Genomic DNA, 12,757 nt, shown 5'->3' with positions numbered 1-12,757 from the left:
TTATCGAAAAGGTTGCGATCCATCAAAGGCGCGGCGTTTGCCGGACCTATCCGCCGTAAGAAAAACTGGCATTTTATCCCGACGGGGCGCGTTCAAGCCACCCTGTTATGCAGGTTTCCGCGACGGATGATCTGCCGCCGTTCAAAGGCGGTCGGTGCCGTGTCAGGTGGCAGGCCCGGACAGCGTCACATCGACAGCACCAATTCCCTCTATCAAAACGCTGATCTGATCGCCGGCTTTCACAGGCCGCACGCCCAGTGACGTGCCCACCGCAATCACATCTCCGGGTTCAAGTGTCATATCGAATGAAAGTCTGCGCACGATCTCGGCCGGACTGAAAATCATATCCGACGCTGGATAGGCCTGACGTTCACGCCCGTTGACCAGAGTGCGGATTGACAAAACGCGCCAGTCAAGACCTGTCGCAATCACCGGTCCGATCACGCCGAAGCCGTCAAATCCCTTCGCGCGGGCCCATTGCGCAAAGGCAGGGTTTGCATTCAGCACGTCAAGTGACGTCAGATCGTTGATGCAGGTATAGCCAAAGATCGCCGCCCCGGCTTCGTCTTCGCTTGCCATGTGGCAGCGTTGGCCAATGACGATGCCCAATTCGCCCTCGAATATGACCCGACCGGCAGCCGTTGGCAGAACCACGTCTGCGCCATGCCCTGACACCGACGATAGCGGTTTCAGAAACCAAAGCGGGTGGTCAGGAATGGTATGGCCGTTCTTTTCCGCCGCCGCGTGGTAATTGTTCCAAAGGCCAATGAATTTGCCCGGAGCACAGGGAGCAAGCCATGTTGCCCCCTCTAGCGGAATGGCGACGGCATCGGGCGCGACGTCCCCCAAAGCACCGCCGACCCTGATAAATCCGTCGCGGATTTCGCCTGAAAGGATGTCACCCTTGGCGGTTTTGATGCGTCCCCAAATCATGTGACTTTTCCTTTTGTCTGACAGTCCAAGACGCTTTGAGGCGCATGAAATGGGATCAATAAAGCCCATCCACACGCGCCCGCAACGCAACGAGGGCCAGCACGGTGTCTATCGTGGGTGTCGGCAGGCCGACAATTTTGCCCAGCTCTTGCACCGATCCAATCAGTGCGTCGATCTCCATCGGGCGTCGGGCATCGAGATCTTGCAGCATCGAGGTCCGGTGCGCGCCGACGGCGGCGCCACCGTCGATGCGACGCTCTACATCAATGGGAAAGACCACACCCAGGGACTCGGCTATAGCCTGCGCCTCAAGCATCATGCGCCGGGCGACATCCCGTGCTCCGGGATCGGTGCACAGCACATCCAATGTTGCATGGGTCAGTGCCGAGATCGGATTGAACGACAGGTTGCCCCAAAGTTTGACCCAGATCTCGTCGCGCAACCGCGGGCGCACAGGCGCCTTAAGTCCGGCCGCCTGCAAGGCCTGTGACAAGGCCACGGCCCTGTCGGACTTTGTCCCGTCAGGTTCACCCAAAGAAAACCGATTGCCTTCGACATGACGGATCGTGCCGGGGGTTGAAACCTCTGCCGCCGGATAGACGACACAGCCCAGAACACGGTCCGGCCCAAGCCCATCCCATTGCACATTGCCCGGATCAACAGAGCGAAGCCGCGTCCCTTCCAGAGGGCCGCCGATCTTGTGGAAATACCACCACGGCACACCGTTCACGCCGCTGACGATGGTGGTGTTATTGCGGATCAGCGGCTGCATTGCCCCCACAACCGCAGGCACCGAATGGGCTTTCAGCGTGACAATGACATAGTCTTGTGGTCCCAGATCAGCAGGATTTGCGCTTGCCCGCACCGGAACAGTCACCGCGTCGCCAGACCCTTCGATCAGGCTGAGGCCCTTGCTTTGGATCGCTTCAAGATGCGGCCCGCGGGCGACAAGGCTGACATCCGCGCCCGCAAGCGCCAGCTTGGCCCCCATGTAGCCGCCAATTGCCCCCGCACCAAAAATGCAGATCTTCATCTTATATCCTTTGCTGCACCCTTAGTCGGCGGTGCCGAGGCCAAGTTTCTCTGCCAGCCCGATGCGCTGCATCTTGCCGGTGGCTCCTTTCGGGATCTCGGACAGAATGACTACACGCCGCGGCACCTTGAAATCAGCCATCCGGCTGGCTGCAAAGTCGCGGATCTCGCGTTCAGTGGCACTGTGCCCTTCGCGCAGAACCACGGCCGCCGCAACCTCTTCGCCAAGTTTCGGATGAGGCGTGGAAAACGTGACAACCTGAACCACCGCAGGATGATCCATGAGCACCCCGTCCACCTCGAGAGGGCTTATCTTTTCGCCGCCCCGGTTAATGATCTCCTTCAGGCGTCCGGTCAGCGACAAATACCCTTCGCCATCCAATGCCCCCTGATCGCCGGTGCGGAACCAGCGCTGCCCGTCCTGAATAAAGAAGTTCTTGGCGTTGGCGTCGGGATTGTTTTCATAGCCGGGCGTCACATTGGGCCCGCAAATGACAACCTCTCCGACCCCGTCAATCAGGTGGTTTTCGATTTCATGCGCGATGCGCAAAAGCGGGCCTGCGGCGACCCCGACCGATCCGGGCTTTTGCGCGCGTGGCGGCAAAGGGTTGCTGGCCATCTGATGTGCGGCCTCGGTCATGCCGTATGCTTCTATGACGGGGGCTTTGAACGTGGCCTCAAGCGCGCGCATGACCTGTGCCGGAAGAGAGGCAGATGAGGAGCGCAAAAACCTGAGCGGCCGCGCCGCGATCACGTCTGCATTGCGGTCGGTCCGGGAAAGGATCGCCTGATGCATGGTTGGCACCGCAGTGTACCATGTGGGGCTGGAGTCCTTCATCCAGCCAAAGAATTTCAAGGCATCAAAGCCCGGCGCGCACCAGACCGACCCGCCCGCGGCCAAGGACGCGGTGACAGCGGCAATCAGGCCGTGGATGTGAAACAGTGGCATAACATTGAGGCAGCGATCCGTCTCAGACAACGCCAGAGAGGCGCCTATATGCCGGGCCGAGGCCGCAATGTTCGATTGCAGCAACGGCACGATCTTGGGCCGCGACGTTGTGCCAGATGTATGCAGGATCAGGGCGATCTGGTCGGGGGACGGACCCGCCGGCCCGACGACAGGCTGCGCCGCAAACGTCCCCGTCAGACCAAACTGGCCCGCGGGACGCTGATCAAACGCTTGCAGGCGCAAAACTGCAACGCCGCAGTCATGTGCCGCCGCAAGTGCGGGCCCTTCATACCCGTCGGCAATAACAAGTGCCTTTGCATTCAGATCACCCAGATAGAATACGTATTCCTCTTGCTGGTAAGACGGGTTCAGCGGCGCGGCGACAGCGGCTTGGGCGATGGTGATAAAGGCTGTCGCCATCTCGGGCCCGTTTGGCAAAACGATCGCCACCCGGTCCCCTGCACCAATGCCAAAACTGCGCAGTTGCGTTGCCACATCCGCCGAAAGGCTTCGCAATTCACCGTAACTGAGCCACGCACGCCCCGGCGCCCCGATTGCGGGTAAATCTGCGCTGTGACCCGCCAAAAGTGCAGAAATCGTTGTCATTTTATTTTAACCTTCCCAGCTGAACCCGAACCGTCATCAGCGTGCCGATGCGTAGAATGCGACTTTACGTTCCAGATAGCCCAGAAACTCGGAAATCGAGAAGGCAAGACCGAAGAGAACGATCAGAACCGCCCAGAATTCCTTCATCAGGAAGTTGCTGGAATAAAGCTCGAACAAGGCGCCAAATCCGACAATCGACACCAGAAGCTGACCGATGATCACGCCCTTGACCGCCCGGATGATCCCGATACGCACACCGCCCAGAATTTCAGGCAAGGCCGCCCAAAGATAAATCTTGAAGAACGAGTCCAGCGGTGACGCACCGAAACTTCGGCCCATTTCCACCACCGACCGATTGATCTGCATCACCCCGGCCCGCGCGTTCAGGATTATGATCCAGATCGCAAACAGCGTGGTCGTGATGACGATGGTTTTTGTGCCAAAACCGAACAGCACCATAAGAACCGGCACCAAAGCCGTGAGCGGCGCGCTGAGAAAGATGTTCACCCATGGCAACAACAGCTCATCCAGAAAGCGGGTTTTGCCCATCAGGATGCCAACAGGAATGCCGATCACAATGGCAAACCCGACCCCAAGGAAAAAGGCGTAGGCGGTTGTGCCCAATGCATTTTGGAACGCCGTGGTTTGTACTAACCCGAAAAGGGTGACAAAAACCGACGAGATCGGCGGGACGAAGAAGGTGAGGTCCAATTGACCAATCACCTCCCACAACGCGGCCCAAACCAGAAGAGAGGACATCGCAGGCAGTTTGCGTCCGAAAAGTTTCATGTCACGATCACTCCACGTAGCTGCGCAAGGAGGCCCAGATTTCATCCACAATATCAAGGTATTCCGGGTCACGCCGAATGTTCTCGACGCCCTTGCCGCGGAAGCTTGCCGGGCGAATGATTTCAGACACCCGGCTGGGACGCGGCAAAAGAATGGCAATCTGATCAGAGACGTAGACCGCTTCTTCGATCGAGTGGGTGACGAAAATAAAGGTCTTTTTTTCATTGGCGACCAGCGCAAGCATATCTTCCTGGAACTTTCGGCGGGTCTGTTCATCGACAGCCGAAAACGGCTCGTCGAGCAGCAAAACCTGCGCATTCACAGAAAGCGCGCGCGCCAGACCGACCCGCTGCCGCATCCCACCCGAAAGCTGATGCGGGAACTTCATCTCAAACCCGGCCAGACCAACCTCGCGGATATATTTCTCTGCAATCGCTTCGCGTTCGGATTTCGCCACGCCACGCAATTCCAACCCGAAAGCCACATTGCGCAAGACGTTTGCCCAAGGCAGCAATGCGAAATCTTGAAACACGAAGGCACGGTCGGCGCCAGGGCCGGTGACGGTTTTTCCTTCGACCTCGATCGTGCCCGCAGATTGCGGCAGCAGCCCCGCGATAATCTTGAGCAAGGTGGTTTTGCCACAGCCCGACGGACCCAAAAGCGATGTCAGCTCGCCGCGTGGAAAGTCCAGTGACAGGTCCTTCAGAGCTTGAACATCACCATAGTTCTTGGAAACGTTGCGAACGGAAACGGCATTGTCCGTTACAGGACGGGCCTCTTTCAATGAGGCGGGATTAATCTGAGACATAGCCACGGTTGTTCCCTTCGAACATATAGTTTTCAAGTACTTCCAGCAGGTTCAAGAACACGACCGCCAGAAGGATGATAGAGAAGATAGCCGCATACATGGTGGGATAATCCGCAATGGATCGGCTGAAAGAGATGATGTCACCAACACCGGTCGGCGTTATCTTCAATTCGGAAAGAATGGCCCCGATGAAGCCCGCAGACACCCCAAGCCGAAGGCCGGAAAAGATGACCGGTGAGGCCGCAGGGACGATGATTTTCGTAAGGATCTCGCGGTCACTGGCAAGAAACGATTTTGCCATGTCCTTGATCGAGTCCGGGGTGTTGCGGACCGCACTTGCGGTGTTCAAGACGATTACGGGCATCGCCATGATACACACCACGAACACTTTTGACGTCAGGCCGATGCCATAGACCATGACCAAAATCGGGATCAGTGCAGCAAGCGGCGCCGCCTGCATGACAATGAATATGGGGCCGAAAAGCCATTCAAAACGGGCGCTTAACCCGATCCATAGCCCAACCGCTATTCCGAAGAAGGCCGAGATTGCGACGCCCAGAACAAGTGGCTTCAGCGTTTCCGCATAGGCCACGAAAATCGACCCGTCAAAAACCATCCGCAAAAGCGACGACATTGATTCCAAAAAGGTCGGGAAAGCGTAGCTTACAGGCACACGGCCCGCGATTTCCCAGGCGCTGAACACTATTGCCGCCGACAATAGCTTTAGAAGTAGGGAGCGATTTATCATTGGGTCGTTCCACAAGATTATCAGGATGAAAGGGGGCGCTGCCTGATACATTACAGGCAGCGCACTGGTATCAGATTACTTCGCCACTGCATCCAACGGCTTGAAATACCAGAAGTCTTCTGGGTTCAGGGTTGCCGGATCGCCCTCCAGTTGGCCTGCACCGGCGTACCATTCAAGGTCAGCCTGCGCTGCGGCGCGCCCGCCGCCGTTCGGATCATAAAGGCCGCCCGCGACAGCATCGGTGTAGAAACCATCCAACTCGGCCAGAACTTCGGCAGGCAGCTGTCCAATCGGGCCGTCCGGGTTGGTTTCGCGGCGAATGATCGTCGGATCTTTGGCCATATCCTGCCAAACGCTGGCAAGCGACTGCACGAACAGATCCACATCGTCCTCGTTGGCCTTGATCCAGTCGAGATTGGCGAACAACGCCTCGTCGCTGGCCTTGACCTCAAACATTGGCAAAGAGTGGAAACGGTCCCCTGCTTCAGCTACGATCTTGTTCTTGTTGGAAAGATCAAGAATGGTCGCATCGGCCTGCCCCGCCAGCAACGCAACAACGCGGTTCGACGAGCCCGGGACATAAGACCGCTCACCCAACTTTATGCCTTCACGCTCTTCGATCACATTGGCGATCGAATCTGTGCCGCCCCCGCGCGAATGCAGCAAGATAGGCTTGCCATCGAGGTCTTTCAGCTCTTTTTACTCCATCGTGGTGACGGGAAAGAACACCAGCTTGGACAGCTGATAGATGATGCGAAGGGGGGCCTTTGACCGCTGCATCGCAGCGTATGGCGTGCCGAAACCAATATCCATCTGGCCGCTCAGGACGGCCTGAATGGCAAGCTCTTCGTCGGCGAATGCGGTCCATTCGTAATCCAGACCATTTGCCTTGGCGCGATCAAGTGCGACAAAAAAGGCTGCAAGCTCATCCGATGGTGTTTCCGCCAACGCGATACGGATCGTATCGGCGTAAGCGCCCGACGCCATCAACGTGGCCGCAACAGTCAGACCAGTCAGTTTTTTCAACAGGCTATTCATGGCTCTCCTCCCTGAGAATCATATTTGGACTTCAAAAACGGGACGACGCCTTTATGGCTTTCATCCCAGGTGCTTAACCCTGCTTACGCCTCCCCGAAAAGCCGCGCAGATACGGACCTCAGATGGGCCCGCATTTCGTCATAGGCACGCTGCGGATCACGACTGGAAATCGCCGCGGCAATCGCATCATGCTGTTCAAAACTGGTATGATCGGGCGACGGATGAACGGTCCTGCGTTCAACATTCCCCCAGGCCACCGCGCGCCGAACCTCGTTCAACTGATCAAATAGCGACAAAAGCAGCAGGTTGTCGCTGGCTTCGGCCACGGTCCGGTGGAACACGTCATCCTCGACCTCGTAAGCCTGCCACGTCGAGGCGGCGCGGGACCGGCTTAACGCCTGCGTCATGCGCAGCAACGACTCGCCGGTGGCGTTTATTGCGGCCTCGCGGGCAATCGCAGGCTCGATCGCCATCCGCGCCCGCATCATCCGAAAGGGCGTCAACTGCCGACCCAACCGCACGCTTGCATCATCCGACTGGGGCGGCACGCCGTCCGAAATAAAGGTGCCCTTACCAACATGGCGCCATATGACGCCATCCCGCTCCAACACATCAAACGCCTTGCGCAGAGCGGCCCGCGTCAAACCAAGCGTGTCGATCAAAAGCCTTTCTGGCGGCAACTTTACACCTGAATCAAAGCCGCCCTCGGCAATATAAGTGCGAACGCGTGCAACTGGATCAACGTTAATCGCAGATGGATCGGTCATGTTCGCCTCCTGTATTGGTCAACCAATTCAACCTTAATAATCACCATACACCATAAAATAAGCAGATCAATTCAAAATTGATCGAAATTTACGGGGAAATTTTTGATTAATGTGGATTGATCAGATCAATTTGGTGTAATATGACTTTCGTCACGAGACGCCCCTTAGAAAGCCAATGAAAAGGTAAATTATGACAGAGCTTGTTATTCCCGCACCCGCAATACCAACGATTCCAACAAGCACCGGAGGCGCCTTTCCGGTGCGTCGCGTTTATTGTATTGGTCGCAATTACGCGGCGCATGTGGTCGAAATGGGCGGGGATCCGAATCGCGAGGCGCCGTTCTTCTTCCAGAAGAACCCCAACAATCTTGATGCGTCGGGCGAGTTCCCCTATCCGCCACACTCTTCGGACGTGCACCATGAGGTCGAGCTTGTCGTGGCGCTTAAATCCGGCGGCAGCAATATCAGCGTGGAAGACGCGCTTGATCACGTTTGGGGCTATGCGGTGTCTCTCGACATGACCCGTCGTGATTTGCAAGGCGAGGCCAAGAAGGCCGGGCGTCCGTGGGAAACGGGCAAAGCGTTCGAGCGTTCGGGGCCGATTGGTCCTTTGCAGCCAGCCGCTGACCTGGGTGAAATGAACAACGGGCGCATCGAGCTTAGGGTCAACGGTCAGGTGCGTCAGGAAGGCGACCTGAACCAGATGATCTGGAAAGTGCCGGAAATGATCGCTTTCCTGTCCGAGTATTTCGAATTGCAGGCTGGCGATGTGATCATGTCAGGCACACCCTCGGGCGTTGGGGCTGTTGTGAAGGGCGACCAGATGGATGCGATGATCGAGGGTCTGGGCACGCTTAGCGTCAAGGTTGTCTGATTGTAGTTTGGCGGGCTGACAGTCCAGCCGGCCTGGGGGCGATAAGGTTCCGGGCCGGCTGTTTTTTTTTGAGCCCCTCATTGCTTTTTCAGAAAGTTTGAGGCACGGCAGAGCCACTCTCTGACTTGACGTAACAAAGATGAAAGATAGGCCCGACCCATGACCGACAAAGCATCTCCAGATATCATTTACACCAAGGTTGACGAAGCACCCCAGCTTGCCTCGGCGTCGTTGCTGCCGATTATTCAATCTTTCGCGGCTGCCGCCGGTGTGTCGGTCGGGGTAAAGGATATCTCGCTGGCCGGTCGTATCATCGCCGCCTTCCCCGAAAACCTGACCGCAGAGCAGCGTCAGCCGGACGATCTGGCCGAACTGGGTGAGTTGGTGAAACAACCCACAGCCAACGTGATCAAGCTGCCGAACGTGTCGGCCTCGGTGCCGCAGCTTGTGGCGGCAGTCAAGGAATTGCAGGCGCAGGGCTATGCCATTCCGAATTATCCGGAAGATCCGGCAACGGATGATGAAAAAGCAATTCGCGCCCGCTTTGACGCACTCAAAGGCTCTGCCGTGAACCCGATTCTGCGCGAAGGCAACTCTGACCGCCGCGCTGCGGTTGCGGTTAAGAACTATGCCAAGGCAAACCCGCATTCGATGGGTAAGTGGGCGCCAGACAGCAAAACTGTTGTGTCTACCATGTCGGCCAATGATTTCTTTTCCAACGAAAAATCTGCCACGCTGACGGCCGAACAGGCAGGGTCTGCGCGTATTGAACTGGTCGCCCAAGACGGCAGCATTACCGTTTTGAAAGACAGCGTGACCTACACAGCCGGCACCGTGGTTGACGCGACATTCATGTCGGCCCGCGCGCTGGATGCGTTCTTGGCCGAACAAATCGCGGCAACCAAAGCCGCAGGCATCTTGTTCTCGATTCACTTGAAAGCCACGATGATGAAGGTCTCGGACCCGATCATCTTTGGCCATGCCGTCAAAGTGTTTTTGCAGCCGGTTTTTGACAGATATGGCGAGAAACTGGCCGCGGCTGGCGTGAACCCGAATTCGGGCATGGGGGCGCTTCTGGACCAAGTGGCCGCCATGGAAGACGGTGCCGAAATTCTGGCCGCAATCGACGCCGTCATTGCCGAGCGCCCGCCGCTTTACATGGTGAACTCCGACAAGGGCATCACCAACCTGCATGTGCCTTCGGATGTCATCATTGATGCGTCGATCCCGGCGCTGATCCGTGCCGGTGGCAAGGGCTGGGGCCCGGATGGCAAGGCTGCCGATACCAATTGCATTATCCCTGACAGCGCATATGCGACCATCTATGATGAATCGGTGAAGTATTTCAAAGAAACGGGCGCGCTTGATCCGCGCACCGCTGGCACCGTTCAAAACGTGGGCCTGATGGCGCAAAAGGCCGAAGAATACGGCTCTCACCCAACCACGTTTGAAATCCCGCATGCGGGGACGGTGCGCATTGTGTTGGCCAATGGCGACATTCTGCATGAACTGGCGGTTGAGGCAGGCGATATCTGGCGTTCGGCATCGGTCAAGCAAGCACCGATCGAAGATTGGGTGCAATTGGCCATCAGCCGCCAAAAGGCCGAAGGGTGCCAGGCGATTTTCTGGCTGGACGAGTCGCGCGCACATGATGCCGAGCTGTTGAAATATGTGCGCCCGATGCTTGCCAAGGCAGGCGTAACCGGCAAATTCCAGATTATGACCCCACGCGCAGCAACGCGGCTGTCGCTGGAAACCATCCGCAAGGGCAAAGACTCGATCGCGGTGTCAGGCAATGTCTTGCGTGACTATCTGACCGACCTGTTCCCCATTCTGGAATTGGGCACCTCGGCCAAAATGCTGTCTATCGTCAAGCTGATGAATGGCGGTGGGATGTTTGAAACGGGTGCTGGTGGCTCTGCTCCGAAACATGTGCAGCAATTGACCCAAGAGAACCATCTGCGTTGGGACTCGTTGGGAGAGTTCTGTGCGCTTGGTGAAAGCCTGAAGTTCCTGGCCGAAACCAAGGCAAATGACAAAGCCCGCATTCTGGGGAATGCTGTTGATCGCGCGACGCAGGGTGTGTTGGATAACAACAAGTCGCCAGAACCAAAGGTCGGACAAACCGACAACCGCAGCAGCCACTATTTCTTTGCGCTCTATTGGGCCAAGGCTTTGGCCAGCCAGAATGAAGACCCAGAACTGATCGAACATTTTGCGCCCATCGCCAAAGCGTTGGAAGAAAATGAAGCGGCGATTCTTGCGGAATTGACGGCGGCAGAGGGCAAGCCAGCGGATTTGGGCGGCTACTACCACACGGATCCGAAGAAAACCGACAGCGTGATGCGCCCATCGCCCACAATGTTGAGCATTCTCGGCTAATCTATGCCTAAAGGCGTGTCGTCGTATGACGATGCGCCTTCAGGCGCCTTTTTCCCGAATCACGCGGCATTCGCGTTTGGAAAACAGGTTTGTCGTGGGGTTACGATTGCGCAGGCCAAACGGGGCCGTTCGGCATTGTAATCAGCGAGGCCACTTTCCGCTGCCTTTGAGGGACGTTGACCCGGTTTTGAACGCCTGCAAGTGGGCGCAGTCATATTCCCGCATGGCGCCACCAGCATTCGGCTCTGCCACATTGCGCCCCGTGCGACGTCCCGTCTGCATGTCCCGTCAGCAATTGGCCTGTCAGCACATGAAATGACGACCCTCAATAAATGACGACCATCAATGCCACGCCCCATCGCCACTGTCTCACTGCGCGCAGTTCCCCTTGAAAGGAGTTTGCCATGTTTGGGAAACCTCTTGTATCGGCCCGCGCGGCAAAGGCTTTGGCTATTGCCCTTGTTGTCGAGTCTCTGGGCGTGGCGCGGCGCGGCCTGCCGTGGCACAGATGGCACCGATGCCCGTCCCAATGATGGAACATGGCGATTTGCCCAGTCTTGCGCCCATGTTGGAGACGGTGATTCCGGGGGTGGTCAGCATCGCGGTGCAAGGCACTGTGGCCCTGCCGCAAAACCCGCTCTTTTCCGATCCGTTCTTTCGCCAGTTCTTTGGCGCCCCCGATGCGCTTCCCCCGACGAAACAGGTGTTTCAGGCGGCGGGCTCGGGGGTGATTATCGACGCTGCAGCGGGCCGCGTGCTGACCAACGCACATGTCATTGCCAACGCAGACCGGATTACGGTGCGGCTCGGCGACGGGCGCGAACTGCCCGCGCGCGTTCTTGGCACGGACACGGAAACCGATATTGCGGCGCTTGAGATCGAGGCCGATACGCTGACCGCATTGCGGATCGGGCGCTCTGACAGGCTGCGGGTGGGCGATTATGTGGTCGCCGTCGGCAACCCCTTCGGGCTGGAACAGACGGTGATATCCGGCATCATCAGCGCCCTTGGCCGCGCCAATCTCGGAATTGAGGGCTACGAGAATTTCATCCAGATAGACGCCTCTATCAACCCCGGAAATTCGGGGGGGCACTGGTCAATTTGCGCGGTGAACTGGTGGGGATCAACACGGCCATATTCGGCCCGTCGGGGGGCAGTGCCGGGATCGGCTTTGCCATTCCGATAGATATGGCGATGAACGTCGCGGATCAGCTGGTCGAGTTCGGCACCATGAGGCGCGGTCAGATCGAGGTTCTGGTGCAGGATCTGACGCCAGCGCTTGCGAAGGCGCTGGGGGTGCCAGGCCGCGGCGGGGCGGTGATTTCGGACGTCATCGCAGGCTCTCCGGCGCAGGCGGCGGGGTTGCAACTGGGCGATGTCATCGTTGCGGTGGATGGCATTGCGGTGACATCATCAGCCAACCTGCGTAACCGGCTGGGCCTCCTTCCCGCCGGAATGCAAGTCGTGCTGTCCCTTGTGCGGGCGGGCGAAACGCTGGAGATCGCCGTGACCCTGTCGGGCGAGGACGGGCCATCGGGCGCGACACCTGACGCACCGGATACCGGTGCCGCGCTTCAGGGGGTCACGCTGCGGGCGACGGACACAGGCGCGGGCCGCGACGGGCAAGCCATCGGTGTGTTGGTTGTGTCTGTCGCGCCGAACAGCGCGTCCGATCTGGCCGGGCTTCGGGAGGGCGACGTTATCGCGGCGGTCAACCGGTCCAATGTGCGCACCCCCGAAGTTGTCGCGCGGATCGCGGGCTCCAGCGAGGGGCCGGTGTTGTTACGGGTGTTTCCTCAGGGTGCTGCGCTGTTTCTGGTCATCGGCTAGG

Annotated in this window: 14 protein-coding genes; 5 read left to right on the top strand and 9 right to left on the bottom strand. The window is 57.9% G+C overall.

Annotated features, from left to right (window positions below):
- Positions 1-162: 162 nt before the first annotated feature.
- The 9 genes from ACEN2R_RS04740 to ACEN2R_RS04700 all read right to left on the bottom strand — a co-directional run bounded on the left by ACEN2R_RS04740 (position 163) and on the right by ACEN2R_RS04700 (position 7,670).
- On the bottom strand, positions 163-933 hold the full coding sequence (locus tag ACEN2R_RS04740; RefSeq protein ID WP_442039733.1) for a fumarylacetoacetate hydrolase family protein: 771 nt from the start codon (positions 931-933) through the stop codon (positions 163-165).
- A gap of 55 nt (positions 934-988) precedes the next feature.
- Positions 989-1,966: a 2-dehydropantoate 2-reductase gene (locus ACEN2R_RS04735; protein ID WP_442039731.1), complete on the bottom strand. Its 978-nt coding sequence runs from the start codon at positions 1,964-1,966 to the stop codon at positions 989-991.
- A gap of 21 nt (positions 1,967-1,987) precedes the next feature.
- On the bottom strand, positions 1,988-3,520 hold the full coding sequence (locus ACEN2R_RS04730) for an acyl--CoA ligase (RefSeq protein WP_442039729.1): 1,533 nt from the start codon (positions 3,518-3,520) through the stop codon (positions 1,988-1,990).
- Between the two features lie 36 nt (positions 3,521-3,556).
- A complete protein-coding gene (locus ACEN2R_RS04725; protein ID WP_442039727.1) occupies positions 3,557-4,309 on the bottom strand; it encodes an ABC transporter permease in 753 nt (250 codons plus the stop codon).
- A gap of 7 nt (positions 4,310-4,316) precedes the next feature.
- Positions 4,317-5,117: an ABC transporter ATP-binding protein gene (locus ACEN2R_RS04720; protein WP_442039725.1), complete on the bottom strand. Its 801-nt coding sequence runs from the start codon at positions 5,115-5,117 to the stop codon at positions 4,317-4,319.
- Positions 5,104-5,865: an ABC transporter permease gene (locus tag ACEN2R_RS04715; protein ID WP_442039723.1), complete on the bottom strand. Its 762-nt coding sequence runs from the start codon at positions 5,863-5,865 to the stop codon at positions 5,104-5,106. Before ACEN2R_RS04715 ends, ACEN2R_RS04720 begins: the two co-directional genes overlap by 14 nt.
- Before the next feature lie 75 nt (positions 5,866-5,940).
- Positions 5,941-6,558 (bottom strand): ABC transporter substrate-binding protein, encoded by a 618-nt coding sequence (locus tag ACEN2R_RS04710; RefSeq protein WP_442040021.1) that lies wholly within the window; start codon positions 6,556-6,558, stop codon positions 5,941-5,943.
- 6 nt (positions 6,559-6,564) lie between these two features.
- Positions 6,565-6,903: a hypothetical protein gene (locus ACEN2R_RS04705; RefSeq protein WP_442039721.1), complete on the bottom strand. Its 339-nt coding sequence runs from the start codon at positions 6,901-6,903 to the stop codon at positions 6,565-6,567.
- Positions 6,904-6,986: 83 nt separating this feature from the next.
- Positions 6,987-7,670 (bottom strand): FadR/GntR family transcriptional regulator, encoded by a 684-nt coding sequence (locus tag ACEN2R_RS04700; RefSeq protein WP_442039719.1) that lies wholly within the window; start codon positions 7,668-7,670, stop codon positions 6,987-6,989.
- A gap of 190 nt (positions 7,671-7,860) precedes the next feature.
- Between ACEN2R_RS04700 and ACEN2R_RS04695 the strand changes: the two genes are divergently transcribed.
- The 5 genes from ACEN2R_RS04695 (at position 7,861) to ACEN2R_RS04675 (ending at position 12,756) form a co-directional block, all read left to right on the top strand.
- Positions 7,861-8,544, top strand: a complete 684-nt coding sequence (locus ACEN2R_RS04695) for a fumarylacetoacetate hydrolase family protein (RefSeq protein WP_442039717.1) — start codon at positions 7,861-7,863, stop codon at positions 8,542-8,544.
- Positions 8,545-8,703: 159 nt separating this feature from the next.
- A complete protein-coding gene (locus ACEN2R_RS04690) occupies positions 8,704-10,926 on the top strand; it encodes an NADP-dependent isocitrate dehydrogenase (protein WP_442039715.1) in 2,223 nt (740 codons plus the stop codon).
- 404 nt (positions 10,927-11,330) lie between these two features.
- Positions 11,331-11,459 (top strand): hypothetical protein, encoded by a 129-nt coding sequence (locus ACEN2R_RS04685; protein ID WP_442039713.1) that lies wholly within the window; start codon positions 11,331-11,333, stop codon positions 11,457-11,459.
- Positions 11,444-12,112 carry a trypsin-like peptidase domain-containing protein gene (locus ACEN2R_RS04680; RefSeq protein WP_442039712.1) on the top strand — a complete coding sequence of 223 codons (669 nt, stop codon included), beginning with the start codon at positions 11,444-11,446 and terminating at the stop codon, positions 12,110-12,112. The genes ACEN2R_RS04685 and ACEN2R_RS04680 overlap by 16 nt, the downstream gene beginning before the upstream one ends.
- Positions 12,043-12,756, top strand: a complete 714-nt coding sequence (locus ACEN2R_RS04675) for a PDZ domain-containing protein (protein WP_442039710.1) — start codon at positions 12,043-12,045, stop codon at positions 12,754-12,756. Before ACEN2R_RS04680 ends, ACEN2R_RS04675 begins: the two co-directional genes overlap by 70 nt.
- Position 12,757: the final 1 nt, after the last annotated feature.

The organism is Pseudogemmobacter sp. W21_MBD1_M6, assembly GCF_052119585.1.
Taxonomy (GTDB): Bacteria; Pseudomonadota; Alphaproteobacteria; order Rhodobacterales; family Rhodobacteraceae; genus JBGQOJ01.
The sequence above is the reverse complement of the archived record's forward strand: the minus strand, read 5'-3'. Positions and strand labels throughout refer to the sequence as shown.

Coding starts and splice junctions, on each gene's coding strand:
- ACEN2R_RS04720 (WP_442039725.1), bottom strand. CDS start 5,117: ATGTCTCAGATTAATCCCGCCTCATTGAAAGAGGCCCGTCCTGTAACG.
- ACEN2R_RS04690 (WP_442039715.1), top strand. CDS start 8,704: ATGACCGACAAAGCATCTCCAGATATCATTTACACCAAGGTTGACGAA.
- ACEN2R_RS04715 (WP_442039723.1), bottom strand. CDS start 5,865: ATGATAAATCGCTCCCTACTTCTAAAGCTATTGTCGGCGGCAATAGTG.
- ACEN2R_RS04695 (WP_442039717.1), top strand. CDS start 7,861: ATGACAGAGCTTGTTATTCCCGCACCCGCAATACCAACGATTCCAACA.
- ACEN2R_RS04680 (WP_442039712.1), top strand. CDS start 11,444: ATGCCCGTCCCAATGATGGAACATGGCGATTTGCCCAGTCTTGCGCCC.
- ACEN2R_RS04700 (WP_442039719.1), bottom strand. CDS start 7,670: ATGACCGATCCATCTGCGATTAACGTTGATCCAGTTGCACGCGTTCGC.
- ACEN2R_RS04725 (WP_442039727.1), bottom strand. CDS start 4,309: ATGAAACTTTTCGGACGCAAACTGCCTGCGATGTCCTCTCTTCTGGTT.
- ACEN2R_RS04740 (WP_442039733.1), bottom strand. CDS start 933: ATGATTTGGGGACGCATCAAAACCGCCAAGGGTGACATCCTTTCAGGC.
- ACEN2R_RS04735 (WP_442039731.1), bottom strand. CDS start 1,966: ATGAAGATCTGCATTTTTGGTGCGGGGGCAATTGGCGGCTACATGGGG.
- ACEN2R_RS04685 (WP_442039713.1), top strand. CDS start 11,331: ATGTTTGGGAAACCTCTTGTATCGGCCCGCGCGGCAAAGGCTTTGGCT.
- ACEN2R_RS04730 (WP_442039729.1), bottom strand. CDS start 3,520: ATGACAACGATTTCTGCACTTTTGGCGGGTCACAGCGCAGATTTACCC.
- ACEN2R_RS04705 (WP_442039721.1), bottom strand. CDS start 6,903: ATGAATAGCCTGTTGAAAAAACTGACTGGTCTGACTGTTGCGGCCACG.